Genomic DNA, 18,196 nt, shown 5'->3' on the forward strand with positions numbered 1-18,196 from the left:
GGGCGGTCGTACGGGCGGGACGGTCGTACGAGTGAAGTGGTCGTACGGGTCGGACGGTCGTACGAGTGGGGTGGTCGTACGAGTCGGACGGTCGCGGTCGTCAGTCCTCCGACGCCACCCACCCCACCGCCTCGATCCCCGCCGCGTCCCCCTCCCGCGCCTCGTCGAAGACCACGCGCCCGCCGTCCTCGACCCGCAGCCCGTCCAGATACACGCCCCGGCCGGAGTGCGGCCGGCCGGTGTCGTACCGCCAGCGCAGCCGGACCTCGCCGCCGCGCCAGGCCGTCAGATCAGCCGTCACCCGGTGCCACACGCGGCCCGACCAGCCCGCGACCGAGCCCGCCGGGTGCCCCTGCGGCTCCTGACGGTCCCGGACACCGGCACGTACGGTCGTGAAGGGCACCGGCCGCCAGCCCGCCCCACCGTCGGCGGACGCCTCCAGGAAGGCCACGTCCGCGCCGGGCTCGGCGTCCCACCACAGGGCGGCCTCCAGCACGGCCGGTCCGCCGGCGAGCCGCAGCGGCGGCAGGGTGAGCGTGGCCGGGGACCCCACACCCGCCGGGCCGCGGAACCACGCCGTACGGCCCCGCCCGGACCTGACCGGCACCGCCCGCGCCAGCAGGTTCGCCGCCGCGACCCTGGGGGCGCTCCCGGAGCGCCAAACGCGCACGGGATGCACGGCGTTGCTGAGAAGGATGAGGAACGAGTCCGTCGTCGGGTCGAGGACCAGGCTCGTACCGGTGAAGCCGGTGTGCCCCGCCGAGCCCGGGGTGGCCATGGCGCCCATGTACCAGTGCTGGCAGAGCTCAAAACCAAGGCCGTGGGCGTGCCCGGGGAAAGCGGTGTTGAAGTCCGTGAACATCAGCCGCACCGACTCGGGACGCAGGATCCGCGCCCGGCCGTACGCGCCGCCGTTGAGGAGCGTACGGGCGAGGATCGCCAGGTCCCAGGCGCGGGAGAAGACTCCGGCGTGCCCCGCGACCCCACCGAGGCTGTAGGCGTTCTCGTCGTGCACCTGGCCCCGGACCAGCCCCCGGTCGAGCCCGGACCACGGCGGCCTGGAGTCCTCGGTGGCGGCGATCTCCGGCCTCCACGAGGCGGGCGGGTTGTAGCGCGTGCGGTGCATCCCGAGCGGAGCGGTGATCTCGTCGTGGAGCAGGACATCCAGCGTGCGAGCGGTGATCTTCTCCAGGATCAGCTGGAGCGTGATCAGGTTGAGGTCGGAGTACAGGTAGCCCCTGCCCGGCGGACGCGCCGGGGACTCGTTCCACAGGATCCGGAGCCTGCCCTCCCGCGTGGGCGCCCCGTACAGCGGGACCCACGCGCGCAGGCCGGAGGTGTGCGTCAGCAGCTGGCACACCGTGATGTCCGCCTTGCCCCGCGTCCCGAACTCCGGCAGATACGTGGTGACCCGCGCGCCCAGGTCCAGTTCCCCGCTCTCGATCCGCCGGACCGCCAGGATCGCGGTGAACAGCTTCGACACGGACGCGAGGTCGTAGACCGTGTCCTCGGCCGTCGCGATCTGCTGATCCGCGGGGAACTCCACCCCGGCACCGGTCGTCTCGTCGTACGCGCGATAGCGCACCGCTTTCCCGAGGGCCCGGTGCAGCGCCACCGTCCCGCCACGCCCGGCGAGCAGCACGGCGCCCGCGTACCAGGGATGGGTGGGGGAGGGGCCGAGGAACGCGGTCGCCTCAGCGACCAGCCGCTCCAGCGGGCCCGCGAGCAGCCCGGCCCGCTCCGGGGAACCGTGCCGCAGGGTGGTCCGCCGCCGCAGCCGGGGCGGGACGGCGCCCGCAGCGTCCTCGGCCGTCCGGCAGTCCTCGCCCATCCGGCAGCCTCCCTGAAAGGAATATCAGCAGTGCGGCCATGAAACCCCCGCGTGGCGTACGGCGCAGCCCACCGCGCGGCCCCCCGCCCCCTCTGGCAGCGTGACGCGCATGAGGACGGGCACCGGCATCCGGGCACTGACGTCCCGGTGGACCGTGGTGGTGCCGCTGATCGCGGTGGTCGCCCTGGTGTTCAGCTGGGGGCGCCACGTACCGCCGTACGCGGTCGGGCTGATCGCCCTCTGCCTCGCGGGCGCCGTGCTCGCCGCCGTGCATCACGCCGAGGTGATCGCCCACCGCGTCGGTGAGCCGTTCGGCTCGCTCGTCCTCGCCGTCGCGGTGACGATCATCGAGGTCGCGCTGATCGTCACCCTGATGATCGACGGAGGCCCCAAGACCGCCACCCTCGCCCGGGACACCGTCTTCGCCGCCGTCATGATCACCTGCAACGGCATTCTCGGCCTCTGCCTGCTCGTCGGGGCCCTGCGCAGCAGGATCGCCGTGTTCAACGCGCAGGGCACCGGTGCCGCGCTCGCCACCGTCGCGACCCTGGCGACCCTCACCCTCGTCTTCCCGACCTTCACCACCAGCCGGCCGGGCCCCCAGTTCTCCACCGAGCAGCTGGCCTTCGCCGCGGTCGCCTCACTGCTTCTGTACGGGCTGTTCGTCGCCGTACAGACCGTGCGCCACCGCGACTACTTCCTGCCCGTCACCCAGGAGGGTGATCTCAAGCAGGAGGACACGCACGCCCCGCTGCCCACCCGCCGTGAGACCACCGTGAGCCTGGTGCTGCTCCTCGTGGCGCTGATCGCCGTCGTCGGGGACGCGAAGGCCGTCTCGCCCACCGTCGAGTCCGGTGTGGAGTCGGCCGGGCTGCCGCACGCCGTCGTCGGGGTCGTGATCGCCCTGCTGGTGCTGCTGCCGGAGACCATCGCCGCCGTACGGGCCGCCCGCCACGAGCGCGTACAGACGAGCCTCAACCTGGCGCTCGGATCCGCGATGGCGAGCATCGGGCTGACCGTCCCCGCGATCGCCTTCGCCACGATCTGGCTGGACGGACCGCTGGTGCTCGGGCTCAACGCCGTCCACATGGTCCTGCTCGCCCTGACCGTCGTGGTCGGCGCGCTGACCGTGGCGCCCGGCCGGGCCACGCTGCTCCAGGGCGGGGTGCACCTGGGGATCTTCGCCGCGTTCGTGTTCCTGGCGATCAGCCCGTGAGGCCGGTGACAGGCCGGCATACGCGCCCGGCGTCCCCGCTCAGTCCCTGAGGTCCACGATCCGCTTGATCTTCCCCACCGAACGCTCCAGCGTCTCCGGATCCACGATCTCCACCTTCACCGACACCCCGATGCCGTCCTTCACGGCCGCCGCGATCGCCCGCGCCGCCTCCTCCCGGACCCCAGGACCGGCCAGGGCGCGCGCCTCGGCCCGTACCGTCAGCGCGTCCATCCGCCCCTCGCGGGTCAGCCGCAGCTGGAAGTGCGGGGCGACCCCCGGCGTACGGAGCACGATCTCCTCGATCTGGGTGGGGAAGAGGTTCACCCCGCGGAGGATCACCATGTCGTCGGTCCGGCCCGTGACCTTCTCCATCCGCCGGAAATTCCGCGCCGTCCCGGGCAGCAGCCGGGTGAGGTCGCGCGTCCGGTAGCGGACGACCGGCATCGCCTCCTTCGTGAGCGACGTGAAGACCAGCTCGCCCTCCTCGCCGTCCGGCAGCACCTCGCCGGTGAACGGGTCCACGACCTCCGGATAGAAGTGGTCCTCCGAGATGTGCAGCCCGTCCTTGGTCTCCACGCATTCGAACGACACGCCGGGGCCCATCACCTCGGAGAGGCCGTAGATGTCGACCGCGTCGATCGCGAACCGCTCCTCGATCTCCCGCCGCATCTCCTCCGTCCACGGCTCGGCGCCGAAGACGCCCACCCGCAGGGAGGTCGTCCGGGGATCGACGCCCTGGCGCTCGAACTCGTCGAGGAGCGTCAGCATGTACGAGGGCGTCACCATGATGATCTCGGGCTCGAAGTCCTGGATGAGCCGGACCTGGCGGGCGGTCATGCCGCCGGACGCGGGAATGACCGTACAACCGAGCCGCTCCGCGCCGTAGTGCGCCCCCAGGCCGCCGGTGAACAGCCCGTATCCGTACGCCACATGGACCTTGTGCCCGGGGCGCCCGCCGGCCGCCCGGATCGCGCGGGCGACCAGGTCGGCCCAGGTGTCCAGGTCCTTCTCCGTGTACCCGACGACGGTCGGCCGTCCCGTCGTGCCGCTGGAGGCGTGGATCCGCCGTACCTCGGACCGGTCGACGGCGAACATCCCGAAGGGGTAGTTGTCCCGCAGGTCGGCCTTGGCGGTGAAGGGGAAGCGGGCCAGATCGGCGAGCGAGTGACAGTCCTCGGGCCGCAGGCCCGCCTTGTCGAAGGCCTGCCGGTAGAAGGGGACGTGGTCGTACACGTGCCGCAGAGTGGCCCGCAGGCGCGCCAGTTGGAGTACGGCCAGCTCCTCACGGCCGAGCTGCTCCGCCGCGTCCAGCAGAGGTGTCATGGCGTTGTTCTCCCCGGTCGACATCCGGACGACCGATCATTCGGTCGACCGGTCCCGGGGTCAGTAATCCAGGACCGCTCCCGGCCGTCAAGGGGTGTGTTCACCCGGCGCGGAACGCCATTGGCACGATCGGCGGGGGACCGGGAGGATCGGACCATGCCGACATCAGCGCGTACGACGGGACGGAACTCGCCTACCACCTGGTGGGGGAGGGGGAGCCGCTGGTGTGCCTGCCCGGCGGCCCCATGCGGGCGTCGGAGTACCTCGGCGACCTGGGAGGGCTGGCCGCGTACCGCCGGCTGGTCCTGCTCGACCTGCGGGGCACCGGCGGCTCCGGGGTCCCGGCGGACCACGCGACGTACCGCTGCGACCGGCAGGTCGACGACGTCGAGGCGCTGCGCGCCCACCTGGGCCTGGAGCGGATGGACCTGCTCGGCCACTCGGCGTCCGGGAGCCTGGCCGCGCTCTACGCGGCGCGGTACCCGGACCGGGTGCGCTCGCTCACGCTGGTGGCGCCCGTCGTCCCGGCGGCCGGGATCGAGCCGACCGACGAGGACCGGCGGGAGGCGATGGCCCTGCGCTCCGGTGAGCCGTGGTACGAGGCGGCCCTCGCGGCCTTCGAGGGGATCGTGGCCGGCCGCGAGTCGCCCGGGGCGTGGGCGGCGGTGACGCCCTTCAACTACGGACGCTGGGACGACGCGGCGCGGGCCTTCTCCGCCGCCTCGGACGGGCAGATGAACCGGGAGGCGGCCGCCCTGTACTCGGCGGAGGGCGCGTTCGACCCGGCCGCGACGCGGGCCGCGCTGCGCACGCTGGACGTACCGGTGCTGGTGCTGGCGGGGGAGCTGGACGGCGGTCCCCGCCCGGAGCGGGCGCGGGCGCTGGTGGAGCTGTTCCCGGACGCCCGGGCAGCGGTGGTGCCGGGCGCGGCGCACTTCCCCTGGCTGGACGAACCGGGCGCGTTCGTCCGTACGGTCGCGGCGTTCCTGGACCCGGAGGTGCGCAGCGTCGACGTGGACGGGGTACGGCTCGCCTACCGCACGTGGGGCGAGCCGGACGCGCCGCCGGTGGTGCTCCTGCACGGCAGGTGCGGCAGCAGCCGTGACTGGGCGGAGATCGCCGGGGATCTCGCGCGCGACCGGTGGGTCGTCGCCCCCGACCTCAGCGGGCACGGCCTGAGCGACTGGCCGGGCGGGTACGGGCTGGCGCGCTACCGCGACGAGCTGCGCGGCTTCCTGGCCGCGCTCGGGCTGACCGGGGTGGACGTCGTGGCCCACTCGATGGGCGGCTTCGCGGCGTACCTGCTGGCGCAGGAGTCCCCGGAGCTGTTCGGCCGGCTCGTCCTGGAGGAGAGCCCGCCGCTCCTGCCCCTGGACCCGCCGCGCCCGCCGGCCGTGCGGGAGGAGGGCGACCTCGACTACGACTGGCCGCTCGTGCCCGCCGTGGACGCGGAGCTGAACACACCGGACCCCGCGTGGCGGGAGGGGTTCGGCCGGATCACGGCGCCGACGCTGGTGATCGCGGGCGGCCCAAAGAGCCACGTCGCACAGGAGAAGTTCACGTGGCTGGCGGAACGTGTGCCGGACGCCCGGCTGGTCACGATCGACGCGGGACACCTGGTCCACAGCGCGCGCCCCGCCGAATTCCTGGCGGCGGTAAGGGAGTTCGGCATCTAGGGCGGCACCGCGGCCTGTCCGTCCCACGTGACTGTCAGAGGTGTCTGCCAGGCTCGCGCCATGGAGATGACACTGCAACTGACGATCGACTGCGCCGACCCCCGGAGGCTGGTGGCGTTCTGGAGCGAGGCTCTCGGGTACGAACCAGAACCCGCGCCGGGCGGGCATGCCACGTGGCGGGAGTACTGGGCGGCCGCCGGGGTGCCGGAGGAGGAACTGCCCGCCGGGGCGGGCGACACCCCGGAGTCGATCGTCGACCCTGCGGGGCGGGGGCCGCGGGTGTGGTTCCAGGAGGTTCCGGAACGGAAGGCCGCCAAGAACCGGATACACCTCGACCTGAAGGTCGGTGGCGGGCGCGACGTCCCGTTGGCGGTCCGCGCGCGGCGGGTCGCCACGACGGTGGAACGACTGGTCGGAGCGGGCGCCGGCGTCCTGCGGATCACGGACGACCCGGAGTCGGGGCACTATGCCGTCCTGCTGGCGGACCCGGAGGGCAACGAGTTCTGCGTGGTCTGAGTGGCGTGCTCCAAGTGTCGTGCCATCGTGGCCTGTCCGGGACCGGCGGTGGTCGATAGTCTGGCCCGGGACGACGCAGCGGGAGGAGCAGGACGTGGCCGAAAGCACCACCACCCATCAGCCGCTCACGGGCTGGAACAAGCCGGAGCTGGACCTGAGCAATGCGGAGTGGCGGTCGGGCAGCCAGGGCAGGGGTGATGTCCAGATCGCCTTCGTCGAGGGCTTCATCGCGATGCGCAACAGCGGCAAGCCGGAAAGCCCTTCGCTGATTTTCAGCCCCGCGGAATGGCGGGCCTTCGTGATCAACGCGCGCGAGGGGGAGTTCGACCTCACCTGACGGGTGCGGTACGGGGGAGGAGGCCCCGGGAGCGGGCGCGGCGCCCCGCCCCCGCGGTCCGCACCACCCACCACATCCGCACCATCCGCCCCACCCGTTTCCGCCGGCCGGAACCCGCCCCCTTGAGGCGCCCTGGAGAACGCTCTCCGAGGCTCTGCCACTGTTCCCACCCGGCTCCATCGGGGTGTCGCGAACCCGTACCATGGTGGGATGTCCTTTCTCCGCCGCCGCAGCGCCGCCACACCCGCGGGCCCGGATTTTGATGTCCTGGCCATGGATCCGGGTGACTGGCCCGGGAACCTCGGGGCCGGGCTGCTGCCCGCCCCCGACGGCAGCTGCCAGGGTGTCTTCCTGCGCTACGACCTGTTCGGTGGCCGCGGCCCCGCGATGATCATCGGCAACCTCCCCGAGGGCTCCCCGGCCCGGGAGCTGCTGGACGGCCAGATCCCGTTCGAGGTGGCCCAGCTGCTGCTGGCGCTGGAGAACGAGGAGTCCGTCGAGGTCGTGGGCGTGGAGGACATGCCGGTGATGCAGGGCGACAACCTCATGATCGTGCGGCGCCTCAAGCTCTCCGAAAGCCGCATCTCCTGTGTGCAGTTCGACCGCAGCGACAACGTCCTCGTGACGATCGCCAGCTGGGACCGGCCGATCACCGACGATCTCTACGCGCTCCTCAAGCCGCTCCCCGCGGAGCTGTTCCAGCAGGGCTGAGCGCCGCCCCCGCACGACCCGGCGCGCCTCCCTCCGCGCCACCTCTTCCCGCGCCCGCCGGGAAGGCCGGGCCCGCCCGGCCCGTACACCCCCCGCCCGCCGTTATCAGCTCCGCCCCGCACGCGGAGCTGATTTGTCATGTCTATTGCCAAATCAGTCATCGGACTTTTACCGTGCTGGCCATGACTCCAGGGATGAGCCGCAGAACCACCATCAAGTCCGCACTGGGAGCAACAGGCGCTGTCGCACTGGGAGTTCCGGCACTGGCCGGAACCGCAGCCGCCGCCGACCCCTCCGATGATTTGACGCTCTGGTACCAGACACCCGCCGCCGACTGGGAGCGGGAATCCCTGCCCATCGGCAGTGGAGCCCTCGGCGCGAGCGTGTTCGGGACGCTCGCCACCGAGCGGCTCACGTTCAACGAGAAGACACTGTGGACCGGCGGCCCCGGCGCCGCCGGCGGCTACGACCACGGCAACTGGACCGAGCCCAGGCCCGGCGTCCTCGCCTCCGTCCAGCAGCGTCTGGACACCGAGGGCAGACTCACCCCCGAAGCCGTCGTCGCCGAACTGGGCCAGCCCAAGCACGGCTTCGGCTCCTACCAGGTCTTCGGCGACCTGGAATTCGCGGTGCCCGGCGCGCCGGCCGCCCCCGACGCCTCGTACCGGCGCTCCCTCGACCTCTCCACCGCCCTCGCCGCCGTCTCGTACACGCACCAAGGCGTCGCGTACACACGGGAGTTCTTCGCCTCCTACCCCGGCAAGGTCATCGCGGGACGGTTCGGCGCCGACCAGCCGGGCAAGGTCGCCTTCACCCTCCGCTACACCTCGCCGCGCCAGGACTTCACCGCCACCGCGAGCGGCGACCGGCTGACGGTGAGGGGCGCGCTCCAGGACAACGGGCTGCGCTTTGAAGCGCAGATACGGGTACGGACCGAGGGCGGCAGCGTCCGGGCCGGGACGGACGGCACCCTCACCGTCACCGGCGCGACCAAGGCGTGGTTCGTCCTCGCCGCGGGAACCGACTACGCCGACACCTACCCGCGCTACCGGGGCAGCGACCCGCACGCCGCCGTCACCGGCTCGGTCGACGCGGCGGCCCGCCGCTCGTACACCGATCTGCGCACCCGCCATGTCGCCGACCACCGCGCGCTGTTCGACCGGGTCTCGCTCGACATCGGCCAGGAACTCCCCGACCTGCCCACCGACCGGCTGCTCGCCGGCTACACCGGCGGGACGACCCCCGCCGACAAGGCGCTCGAAGCCCTCTTCTTCCAGTACGGGCGCTATCTGCTGATCGCCTCCTCACGCGCGGGCTCACTGCCCGCGAACCTCCAGGGCGTGTGGAACAACGTGACTGACCCGCCCTGGTCGGCGGACTACCACGTCAACATCAACCTCCAGATGAACTACTGGCTCGCCGAGGTCACCAACCTCGCCGAGACCACCGCCCCCTACGACCGCTACGTCGAGGCCATGCGCGCCCCCGGCCGCCGCAGCGCCCAGGAGATCTTCGGCTCGGGCGGCTGGGTCGTGCAGAACGAGACCAATCCGTACGGCTTCACCGGCGTCCACAACTGGGCGACGTCCTTCTGGTTCCCGGAGGCCGCCGCCTGGCTCACCCAGCAGTTGTACGACCACTACCGCTTCAACGGCTCCACCGAGTACCTGCGCACCACCGCCTACCCCGTGATGAAGGAGGCGGCGGAGTTCTGGCTCGCCAACCTCCGTACGGACCCACGGGACGGCACGCTGGTCGTCACCCCCAGCTACTCGCCGGAACAGGGCGACTTCACGGCGGGCGCCGCCATGTCCCAGCAGATCGTCCACGACCTGCTCACCAACACGCTGGAGGCCGCCAGGACCCTCGGCGACGCGCCCGCCTTCCGCACCCGGCTCCAGGACACGCTCGCGCAGCTCGACCCCGGCCTGCGCGTCGGCTCCTGGGGGCAGCTCCAGGAGTGGAAGACCGACCTGGACAGCCCCACCAACGACCACCGCCACGTCTCGCACCTCTTCGCGCTGCACCCCGGCCGGCAGATCCAGGCGGGCAGCGAGTGGGCCGACGCCGCCAAGGTCTCGCTGACCGCGCGCGGCGACGGCGGGACCGGCTGGTCCAAGGCCTGGAAAATCAACTTCTGGGCGCGCCTGCGGGACGGGGACCACGCGCACAAGATGCTCTCCGAGCAGCTCAAGAGCTCCACCCTGCCCAACCTCTGGGACACCCATCCGCCGTTCCAGATCGACGGCAATTTCGGCGCCACGTCCGGGATCGCCGAGATGCTCGTCCAGAGCCAGCACGGGCCGATCGAGATCCTTCCCGCCCTTCCCGCGTCCTGGCAGGACGGCAGTGTCACCGGCCTGCGGGCACGCGGCGGCGCCACGCTCGACCTCGTCTGGGCCGGCGGCCGCGCCACCCGCGTCACGCTGCGCGCGAGCCGTACGGGCGAGCTGACCGTACGCAGCACCCTGCTGCCGGGCGGCGAGCGCAGGTTCCGGGCGACGGCGGGCAGGACGTACGTCTTCCACGCCTGACGCCCGCCCGCCTGTCCCCGGCCGTCGTGCGTGACCGCCGGGGACAGCGGCCGACCGACCTGCGAAACGCCGTCCCTGCGCGCAAAATGGATGGACGTATGGGGGCCCGCGCACCGGCCGGCCGTCCGCCCGCTGCCGGACCTTCATCGAGCGAAGGGACAGCATGGACAACAACGCTCTGACGCCCGACGTCCTGCGGGAACTGCGCACCCCGCGCCCGTATCCCGCGGTGTCCCTCACGATGCCCACGCACCGCCGTGACCCCCACCACGACCAGGACACGGTACGGCTGCGCAATCTCCTCGCCGAGGCGTGGCGCAGGCTGGAGACCGAGCCAGGACTGGACCGGGCGGCCAGGACCGCCGTCAAGAGCCGGATCGGCCGGGCCGTCGCCGAGGTGGACCTGAGGCAGACGCTCGACGGGCTGCTGATCCTCGCCGACACCCTCGACTACCGGATCTGGTACCTGCCCCGCGAGGTCCCCGAGCAGGTCGTCCTCGGCGACACCTACCTCACCAGGAACCTGGTGGCCGCCACCGCCCAGTCACGCCCGTACTGGGCACTGAGCGTCGCGGCCGACCGCGCGACGCTCTGGGACGGGTCCGGCGACACGCTCCACGAGCACCGCGACGACGGGTTCCCGATGACCCCGCCCGAGGACACCTGGGACCCCGAACACGAGGAGCGCGTCGGCGACCCGGGCGCCTTCCGTGACGAGGAGACCCGGCAGTTCCTGCGGTCGGTCGACCGGGCCGTGGGATCGGTGCTGGCCCGGCACTCCCGGCCGCTCTACGTCGTCGGCCTCGCGCCCGCCCTCGCCCTCCTGGAGGACGCGGGCAGCGCCACCCACTGCGCGGTCGGCCGGCTGGTCAAGGGCGGCCTGGCCGAGGGGCCCGCGTCGCTCCTGCGGCAGGAGATCGAGCCGGTGAGGGCGGCGCACGACCGGCGGGAGCAGCGCGAACTGTTCGACAAGCTCGACGCGGCCAAGGGACGCAGGACGTTCGCCGCGGGTCTGGACGAGGTCTGGGAGTCGGTACGGGAGAAGCGCGCCGAGGTCATCGCGGTGGAGGACCACTACCGCCAGTCCGTCCGGATCAGCGAAGGGCACCTGGTGCCCGTGGAGGACCGCGACGGGCAGGGTCCCGGCGTGCGCGTCCAGGACGACATCGTCGACGAACTGGTCGAGTCGGCCCTCGACGGGGGCGCCGAGGTGGTGTTCCTGCCGGACGACGCGCTCGCCGGGCAGGACAGGATCGCCGCCGTACTGCGCTACTGACGTACGGGGATCGACGTACGGGGGTCGCCACTGAGGTACGGGGACCGGGGCGGACAGGGGACCGGGCGCCGTCGGACCCCCACAGGCTGACGGCGCCCGGCGTTTCTGGTGTCCGGCGGTCAGTGTGCCGACGACCGCACGGTGACGTCCGACGCCTTCACATAGGCGATCCGGTGTCCGTACTGGATCTCGTAGTACTGCTCCTTGCCCCGCACCACCTGGTGACCCGCGGTCGCGAAGGTCGTGGCGTACAGGTACTCGCCCGGCACCTTGTCACCGACCACGTACCGCTGCCCGGTGAGCAGCTTGTACGGCAGCGCGGACACGGCCTGGACGGGGACACCCGCCGGATACGCGGACGCCTCCGGATAGGCGCGCCCGTACACCGGCACCTCCGCGAGACCGTCCTTCGGCGTCAGCACCGAGGCCTTGGAACCCACGGCCGTCGGCTGCCTGCGGGGATTCTCGAACCACGCCTTCTGGCCGAGGTACCAGACCGCCGTCCAGTCGCCCTCACGCCCGGCGACCGCGAACTGCTGGCCCGTCGAGGCCCGCGCGCCGACGTCGTTCACGCCGGTCGTGGAGTCCTGGCCGCCGGGCCGCAGCCCGATGTCCTTCACCAGCGGCGCGTTCGCGTCCGGCGCCGTGTGCAGCCGTACCGCGCCCGAACCGTGCGGCGCGCAGGCGTCACCCGCCGTCACGCACCCGGTGTACGAGGGCTGGTTGGCGGCGAAGTCGGGGCGGATCGTCACCACACCGGCGTCCGCGCCCGCCGTCGCCCTGAACGGCTTGCCCAGCAGCTGGAAGTAGTGCGCCCAGTCCCAGTACGGGCCGGGATCCGTGTGCATCCCCGGGACCGTCGCGGCCGTCGGCCCCGGAACGGTGTCGTGCCCGAGGATGTGCTGGCGGTCCAGCGGGATGTCGTACTTCTCCGCCAGGTACGCCACCAGCCGGGCCGACGTGCGGTACATCGCCTCCGTGTACCAGGCGTCCGGCGCGATCAGGAAGCCCTCGTGCTCCAGGCCCACGGACTTCGCGTTCGTGTACCAGTTGCCCGCGTGCCACGCGACGTCCTTCACCGGCACGTGCTGGGCGATGTGCCCGTCCGACGAGCGCAGCGTGTAGTGCCAGGACACGTACGTCGGGTCCTGCACCAGCTTGAGGGTGGTGTCCCAGGAGCCCTCGGTGTCGTGGATGACGATCGAGTCGACCGTCTGCGACGCGGGCCGGTCGGCCAGGTCGTGGTTGCCGTAGTCGCCCTCGCCGAACTCCTCGTACGGCGCCGGGATCCACTCGCAGGCGACCGTGCGCGGGCACTCCGTCCCGGCGGCGCCCGTCCTGCGCAGTCCGAGCGCCGGCAGCTGGGACGTGTCGGGCGCGACCGAGGGCACCGCGCGCAGCGCCACCCGCTGCCCGTTGTCCGTGGTGCGCCGCTCGCCGTCCCTGATCACCGCGAACACGTCGTTCGCGTACGTCGCGGCGGTCGCGGAGTCGTCGGCCCCCGAGAACCGCGCGACCGCGCCGTACCAGTCGCCCGGATCGCCGCCGAGCGGCTTGCCCAGCTCACGCTGGGCGGCGGCCAGCAGCGCGGCGCCCCCCTCGATGTTCGCGGCGGGGCTCTCCCGCAGGTCCTTCGCGGGCAGCCCGGTCAGACGGGCGGCCCGGTCCAGGGTGCGCAGCCGCGCGGGCAGCTCCGACGTCTTCGGCACCGCCGTCCCCGTCGCGACGGCCGGCGCGGCCACCTTGACCGGGCGGGCCGAGTCACCGCGCGCGTCCTCCGTACCGTCGGAGTGGTGCGGGGCGTCGGCGAGCGCGGTCCGCGCGTCGGTCAGGTGCATCGGCCCGTAGCCGCCCGTGACGCTCGGCGCGCCGCTGTGGGTGTCCCAGCGGGACTGGAGGTACGCGACACCGAGGAGCACGCTCCCCGGCACGTCGTACCGCGCGGCGGCGGCCTCGAACCGGGTCTGCAACGTGCCGGATCCGGGCCGTTCCGCGGTGGCGGAGGGAGCGGCCGACACCAGCGGCAGGAGCAGCGCGGCCGCCGCCAGGACACCTCCCGCTCCGAGCGTGCGTCCGCGTACGTTCCTCGGTCGTGGGGGGACGGAACGGGGCAATGCGGCCTCCAGTGACGGGTGGTGCGCGAGATGCCGGTAGCTCTGGCTCGCTACAGGGGTATCGGCTTCCGGACGATCCGTCAATCAGGCGCCACGACAAGGATTTCGCACGTCAGCTCGCGTGTCGGGAGGTTTCGTGATGGTGGCGCCCGGGCCTGCGGCGCGTCAGTGGAATGAACCAATGACCGTATAGGAAACACCGCACACCGCCGCGCGCCCCGTCTGTCGGTACGGGGCGCGCGGCGGTGCGGCCTTTTCAGGTTCTCCCCGTGCGACCGGGGTCTCCCCGTGTCAGCGGGTCCCGACCGCCGCGCGCACGGCCCGGCGGGCCATCGCGCAGTCGTCGTGCAGGCGCCTGAGCAGCAACCGCTGCTCCTCGCCGGTCGGCGGGCCGCCCTGCCCGGAGGACGCGGCCTGCGCCGCGCCCGCGGCGGGCGGCTGCGTCTCCCGCATGGCGCGCTGCACGGCCGTCTCGTACATCCGGATCTCCCGGGTCAGTACGAGCATCAGATTGACGAGGAAGGCGTCCCGGGCCGCCGGTCCCGGGGCCTGGGCGAGCTGGCTGATCTGCCGGCGCGCCGCCGGGGCGTCCCCGAGCACCGCCCACAGCGTCGCGAGGTCGTACCCGGGCAGGTACCACCCGGCGTGCTCCCAGTCGACGAGCACCGGGCCCGCCGGGGACAGCAGGATGTTGGAGAGCAGCGCGTCGCCGTGGCAGAACTGGCCCGCGCCCTGCCGGCCGGCCGCCAGGCCGTGCAGCAGCTTCTGGAGATCGCCCAGATCCCGGTCGGTGAACAGGCCCAGCTCGTGGTAGCGGGCGATCCGTGAGGCGTAGTCGAGGGGGGCGTCGAACATGCCGGGCGGCGGCCGCCAGGTGTTGAGCCGGGCGATCGCGCCGAGCGCGGCCCGTACGTCGGCCCGGGGCGGAGCCTCCACGGGGTGGCGGGCCAGCGCCGCCGCGCGGCCGGGCATCCGCTCGACGACCAGCGTGCAGTTGTCGGGGTCGGCGGCGATGAGGCGCGGTACGCGTACCGGCGGCCGGTGCCGCACGAACGCGCGATAAGCGGCTATTTCGTGGCGGAACCGCTCCGCCCAGACGGGCGAGTGGTCCAGCAGGCACTTGGCGACCGCGGTGGTGCGCCCGGTGGATCCGACGAGCAGGACGGACCGCCCGCTGCGGCGCAGGACCTGCACCGGATTGAACTCCGGACAGATCCGGTGCACCGAAGCGATCGCCATCCGCAGCTGCGCGCCCTGGGGGCCGGACAAGTCGAGTCTCCCGCTGAGCGGTTGTTTGACCGCCCCGGCCCAGCGCCGGGGAGCGTTCGTGGGGTCGAGGTACGGTCCGCTGCCGGGCGCGACCGTACGCGTCGACCGGGGCGGGGCGGACACGGAGGACGATGCTGTGTACATGGGCGAGACAGATCCCTTCGTGTGCCGACTGATGAGCGCGCGCCTCCCGTCCCGGCGGCCGGTCCGCACCCTGGGGAGTACGGCCGGCTGCCGGGCCGGGGTGGCGCGTTCCTACCCGACACCGGCGCGCGGGTGGCACACCATCTGGCGCACCCTGGCGAACCCTGGCGAATAGTCGCCACCCCTCTGCCGGCATCTGACGGGGGGTTAGTGTCGAAGTCGGCCGAGAACCTGGGGGCTTGACGTGAGCGGCGAACCCAACACCCGTCTGTCGGATCTGTTCGGCCTGGCCGGCTGGTCCAAGGGCGAACTCGCGAGGCTGGTGAACCGACAGGCGGCGGCCATGGGCCACCCCCAACTGGCCACGGACACCTCGCGCGTACGGCGCTGGATCGACATGGGGGAGACCCCGCGCGATCCCGTGCCGCGGGTGCTGGCAGCGCTGTTCACCGAGCGGCTCGGTCGTGTCGTGACCATCGAGGACCTCGGCTTTGAACGGTCCGGGCGCGCCGGGAAACGACAGGACGCCGGGAGTGCGGAGAACCCCGACGGCCTGCCGTGGGCGCCCGAACGGACGGCGGCGGTCCTCACCGAATTCACGGGAATGGACCTCATGCTCAACCGACGCGGCCTGGTGGGCGCGGGCGCCGCGCTCGCCACCGGCTCCGCACTCAGCAGTGCCATGCACGACTGGCTGCATCACGACCCCGTCCTCTCGTACGACGCCCCCCGGCTCAACGCTCCCCTGCACGCCGACCCCGCTGGGTTCGACCGCTACGAGGCCGCCCCCATCGGGTCGCAGGAGATCGAGGCGCTGGAGCGTTCCGTCGAGGTGTTCCGCGCGTGGGACGCCTCCCACGGCGGCGGACTTCAGCGCAAGGCCGTGGTGGGCCAGCTCAACGAGGTGGGCGGCATGCTCGCCTACCGTCACCCCGACCATCTCCAGCGGCGCCTGTGGGGCGTCGCCGCCAACCTCGCCGTCCTCGCGGGCTGGATGTCCCACGACGTCGGCCTCGAACCCACCGCCCAGAAGTACTTCGTCATCGCCACCCACGCGGCACGCGAGGGGGGCGACCGGCCCCGCGCGGGGGAGGCCCTCTCCAGAGCCGCACGCCAGATGATCCATCTGGGCCGGCCCGACGACGCCCTCGACCTGGTGAAGCTCGCCAGGTCGGGATCGGGTGAGGAGGCTCTGCCCCGTACCCGCGCCATGCTCCACACCATCGAGGCGTGGGCGCAGGCGTCCCTGGGGCGCGGGCAGGCCATGCGCCGCACCCTGGGCGAGGCGGAGGACCTCTTCGTCTCGGACAAGGGGGACGTGGAGCCGCCCGGCTGGATGCAGATGTTCGACGAGGCCGACCTGCACGGGATGGAGGCCCTGGCCTTCCGTACGCTCGCCGAACACGACCCCTCGGCGGCGGCCAGCGCCCAGCGCCACGCCAGAAGGGCGCTGGACCTGCGGGTCAGCGGCCGGCAGCGGTCGAAGATCTTCGACCACATCTCGCTGGCCTCCGCCTGCTTCATCGCGGACGACCCGGAGCAGGCGGCGACCTACGCCCGGCTGGCCCTGGTGTCGATAAGGGAGACCTCCTCGCTCCGCACCTGGGACCGGCTGCGCGAGATGTACCGGCTCACCGGTCAGTACGCGGATTACGCGAAGGTCCAGGATCTACGGGAGGAGATCGAACTCTCCATGCCGAAGAAGAGCCAGGGGAAGTCGTCCGTGCTCGGCCCGGCCAGGAAGACCTACGGATCCGTCTAGGCCGTCCGTCCACCGGACGATCCGTCTAGGCCGTCCGTCCGTCCGGTCTGGCGACCATCACACAGGCGTCGTCGGTGCGTTCGGCCCCGCCGAGTTCCGCGACGATCGTCTCCGCGCACTCCCGCGCCGAGCGGGCCCGGGTCAACAGGGGCGCCAGCGCGAGGAGGTGATTCTGCCGTGCCTCCGTTCCGGCACGGCCCGCTCCGTCGGTGTGCAGTACGAGCACGTCACCGGGGAGGAGGCGGACGTCGGCCTGTTCGTACGCGGCGCCCGACGTCGCCCCGAGCAGCACCCCGTCCGGCGGGGTGAGCGCGCGCCCCGTCCCGTCGCGGAACAGCAACGGGGCGGGGTTCGCCGCCTGCGCCCACACGAAGGTGCCGGTGGCCGGCCGGTAGCGGGCACAGAGCGCGCTGCCGAGCGCGGGTTGCCGCGACGTCTCCAGGAGCTGGTTGAGATGTCCGAGGAGGGCGCCGGGCTCGATGCCCGCCACGGCCATCCCGCGCAGGGCCCCGAGCAGCATCGCCAGGGTGGAGGCGGCCGCCACGCCCTGTCCCGGGAGGTCCCCGACCGTCACCAGGGTGTCCCCGCCGGGCAGGTCGAGCGCGTCGGACCAGTCGCCGCGAGCGGTGGGCGACGACGCGGCGGGGAGATGGCGGGCGGCCAGGTCCAGTGCGGCCGGTCCGTTCCGTGCCAGCTCCAACGAGCCTCCACGCGTGGGGAGTACGGCCTCCTGCAACTCGGCCACCAGCCGCTCTTCGGTCTGTACGAGGTGCTGCCGCCGCTGGACCGAGTCACGGGTGTCGCGCAGGGCCCGCTCGCTGCGGCGCAGGGCGCTGACATCGCGCAGGACCGCCCACATGGAGGCGGTGCAGCCGCCCGTGTCGAGGACCGGTTCGCCCATCATGTGCAGCGTACGGACCCGGCCCTGGGCGGTGAGGATCCGGAACTCCCCGTCGATGGGCCGCCCGTCGATCAGACAGGCCGTCACCATCGCGGTGAGCAGGGCCTGGTCCTCGGGGAACAGCAGCGACGGCAGTTCGTCGAGCGACAACGGGCCCGACTCCTGCGGGCGTCCGAAGATCTCGTACAACTCGTCCGACCAGGTGACCTCGTCGGTGAGGAGGTTCCATTCGGCGCTGCCGACCCGGCCGGTGAGCGGGGCGGGACGCGCGGCGGGCGGCCGGGCGGTCGTTCCCTGGGCGGGGATGCCGTCCCGCAGGTCGTCCGACAGATCCGGTTTGCCGGCCCTGAGCTGGTCCAAGTGGGCGCCGAGATCGTCCAGTTGGTGTACGGCCAGGTCGCAGAGCGCGCGCTGCCAGCGCCGGAGGATGTCGTCGTCGGCCTCGGCCGAGGCGTCCCGGCGTACGGCGTCCACGTCTCCGCGGAGCCTGCGGGTCTGCCTGATCAGGGCGTCGACCGAGCCCCGCTCGGGAGGCTGTGGGGCGGGACGGTCCGCGAACAGAGGGGACGGCATCTCGAACTCCGAT

At 72.6% G+C, this 18,196-nt stretch carries 13 protein-coding genes; 8 read left to right on the plus strand and 5 right to left on the minus strand.

The window, feature by feature from the left end; all coding sequences use genetic code 11:
- Nucleotides 1-100 precede the first annotated feature (100 nt).
- Complete coding sequence (locus tag ACIO1C_RS12435; RefSeq protein WP_401861720.1) at nt 101-1,831, minus strand: serine hydrolase; 1,731 nt, start codon at nt 1,829-1,831, stop codon at nt 101-103.
- 109 nt (nt 1,832-1,940) lie between these two features.
- On the opposite strand from ACIO1C_RS12435, the gene ACIO1C_RS12440 reads away from it, so the two are divergent.
- Entirely contained in the window at nt 1,941-3,047 is a 1,107-nt protein-coding gene (locus ACIO1C_RS12440; RefSeq protein ID WP_401861722.1) for a calcium:proton antiporter, read from the plus strand.
- A 39-nt stretch (nt 3,048-3,086) separates the two neighbouring features.
- Here the strand turns inward: ACIO1C_RS12440 and paaK are convergent, their stop codons facing one another.
- Nucleotides 3,087-4,370, minus strand: a complete 1,284-nt coding sequence (gene paaK / locus ACIO1C_RS12445) for a phenylacetate--CoA ligase PaaK (RefSeq protein ID WP_401861725.1) — start codon at nt 4,368-4,370, stop codon at nt 3,087-3,089.
- Between the two features lie 203 nt (nt 4,371-4,573).
- On the opposite strand from paaK, the gene ACIO1C_RS12450 reads away from it, so the two are divergent.
- From ACIO1C_RS12450 to ACIO1C_RS12475, 6 genes are all read left to right on the plus strand, one after another.
- Entirely contained in the window at nt 4,574-6,046 is a 1,473-nt protein-coding gene (locus ACIO1C_RS12450; RefSeq protein ID WP_401861728.1) for an alpha/beta fold hydrolase, read from the plus strand.
- 60 nt (nt 6,047-6,106) lie between these two features.
- Complete coding sequence (locus ACIO1C_RS12455) at nt 6,107-6,562, plus strand: VOC family protein (protein WP_401861730.1); 456 nt, start codon at nt 6,107-6,109, stop codon at nt 6,560-6,562.
- Nucleotides 6,563-6,656: 94 nt separating this feature from the next.
- Nucleotides 6,657-6,899 (plus strand): DUF397 domain-containing protein, encoded by a 243-nt coding sequence (locus tag ACIO1C_RS12460; RefSeq protein WP_401861733.1) that lies wholly within the window; start codon nt 6,657-6,659, stop codon nt 6,897-6,899.
- A gap of 210 nt (nt 6,900-7,109) precedes the next feature.
- Nucleotides 7,110-7,610 (plus strand): hypothetical protein, encoded by a 501-nt coding sequence (locus tag ACIO1C_RS12465; protein WP_401861735.1) that lies wholly within the window; start codon nt 7,110-7,112, stop codon nt 7,608-7,610.
- Between the two features lie 182 nt (nt 7,611-7,792).
- Nucleotides 7,793-10,144 carry a glycosyl hydrolase family 95 catalytic domain-containing protein gene (locus tag ACIO1C_RS12470; protein ID WP_401861738.1) on the plus strand — a complete coding sequence of 784 codons (2,352 nt, stop codon included), beginning with the start codon at nt 7,793-7,795 and terminating at the stop codon, nt 10,142-10,144.
- A gap of 163 nt (nt 10,145-10,307) precedes the next feature.
- A complete protein-coding gene (locus tag ACIO1C_RS12475) occupies nt 10,308-11,420 on the plus strand; it encodes a chemotaxis protein (RefSeq protein WP_401861741.1) in 1,113 nt (370 codons plus the stop codon).
- Nucleotides 11,421-11,539: 119 nt separating this feature from the next.
- Here the strand turns inward: ACIO1C_RS12475 and ACIO1C_RS12480 are convergent, their stop codons facing one another.
- Nucleotides 11,540-13,534, minus strand: a complete 1,995-nt coding sequence (locus ACIO1C_RS12480; RefSeq protein WP_401861744.1) for an N-acetylmuramoyl-L-alanine amidase — start codon at nt 13,532-13,534, stop codon at nt 11,540-11,542.
- 291 nt (nt 13,535-13,825) lie between these two features.
- The gene (locus ACIO1C_RS12485; protein ID WP_401861747.1) at nt 13,826-14,947 is read right to left on the minus strand and encodes an aminoglycoside phosphotransferase family protein; all 1,122 of its coding nucleotides are present in this window, start codon (nt 14,945-14,947) and stop codon (nt 13,826-13,828) included.
- Nucleotides 14,948-15,191: 244 nt separating this feature from the next.
- On the opposite strand from ACIO1C_RS12485, the gene ACIO1C_RS12490 reads away from it, so the two are divergent.
- Nucleotides 15,192-16,709: a hypothetical protein gene (locus tag ACIO1C_RS12490; RefSeq protein ID WP_401861750.1), complete on the plus strand. Its 1,518-nt coding sequence runs from the start codon at nt 15,192-15,194 to the stop codon at nt 16,707-16,709.
- Nucleotides 16,710-16,734: 25 nt separating this feature from the next.
- Here the strand turns inward: ACIO1C_RS12490 and ACIO1C_RS12495 are convergent, their stop codons facing one another.
- Nucleotides 16,735-18,183, minus strand: coding sequence for a PP2C family protein-serine/threonine phosphatase (locus ACIO1C_RS12495; protein ID WP_401861753.1), 1,449 nt, complete (start codon nt 18,181-18,183; stop codon nt 16,735-16,737).
- Nucleotides 18,184-18,196: the final 13 nt, after the last annotated feature.

This window comes from Streptomyces sp. NPDC087420 (assembly GCF_044744165.1).
Lineage (GTDB): Bacteria > Actinomycetota > Actinomycetes > Streptomycetales > Streptomycetaceae > Streptomyces.

Bases quoted from the DNA above. Each gene is read 5' to 3' on its own strand.
- ACIO1C_RS12440 (WP_401861722.1), top strand. From the start codon at position 1,941: ATGAGGACGGGCACCGGCATCCGGGCACTGACGTCCCGGTGGACCGTG.
- ACIO1C_RS12470 (WP_401861738.1), top strand. From the start codon at position 7,793: ATGACTCCAGGGATGAGCCGCAGAACCACCATCAAGTCCGCACTGGGA.
- ACIO1C_RS12485 (WP_401861747.1), bottom strand. From the start codon at position 14,947: ATGTACACAGCATCGTCCTCCGTGTCCGCCCCGCCCCGGTCGACGCGT.
- ACIO1C_RS12455 (WP_401861730.1), top strand. From the start codon at position 6,107: ATGGAGATGACACTGCAACTGACGATCGACTGCGCCGACCCCCGGAGG.
- ACIO1C_RS12475 (WP_401861741.1), top strand. From the start codon at position 10,308: ATGGACAACAACGCTCTGACGCCCGACGTCCTGCGGGAACTGCGCACC.
- paaK (WP_401861725.1), bottom strand. From the start codon at position 4,370: ATGACACCTCTGCTGGACGCGGCGGAGCAGCTCGGCCGTGAGGAGCTG.
- ACIO1C_RS12435 (WP_401861720.1), bottom strand. From the start codon at position 1,831: ATGGGCGAGGACTGCCGGACGGCCGAGGACGCTGCGGGCGCCGTCCCG.
- ACIO1C_RS12465 (WP_401861735.1), top strand. From the start codon at position 7,110: ATGTCCTTTCTCCGCCGCCGCAGCGCCGCCACACCCGCGGGCCCGGAT.
- ACIO1C_RS12495 (WP_401861753.1), bottom strand. From the start codon at position 18,183: ATGCCGTCCCCTCTGTTCGCGGACCGTCCCGCCCCACAGCCTCCCGAG.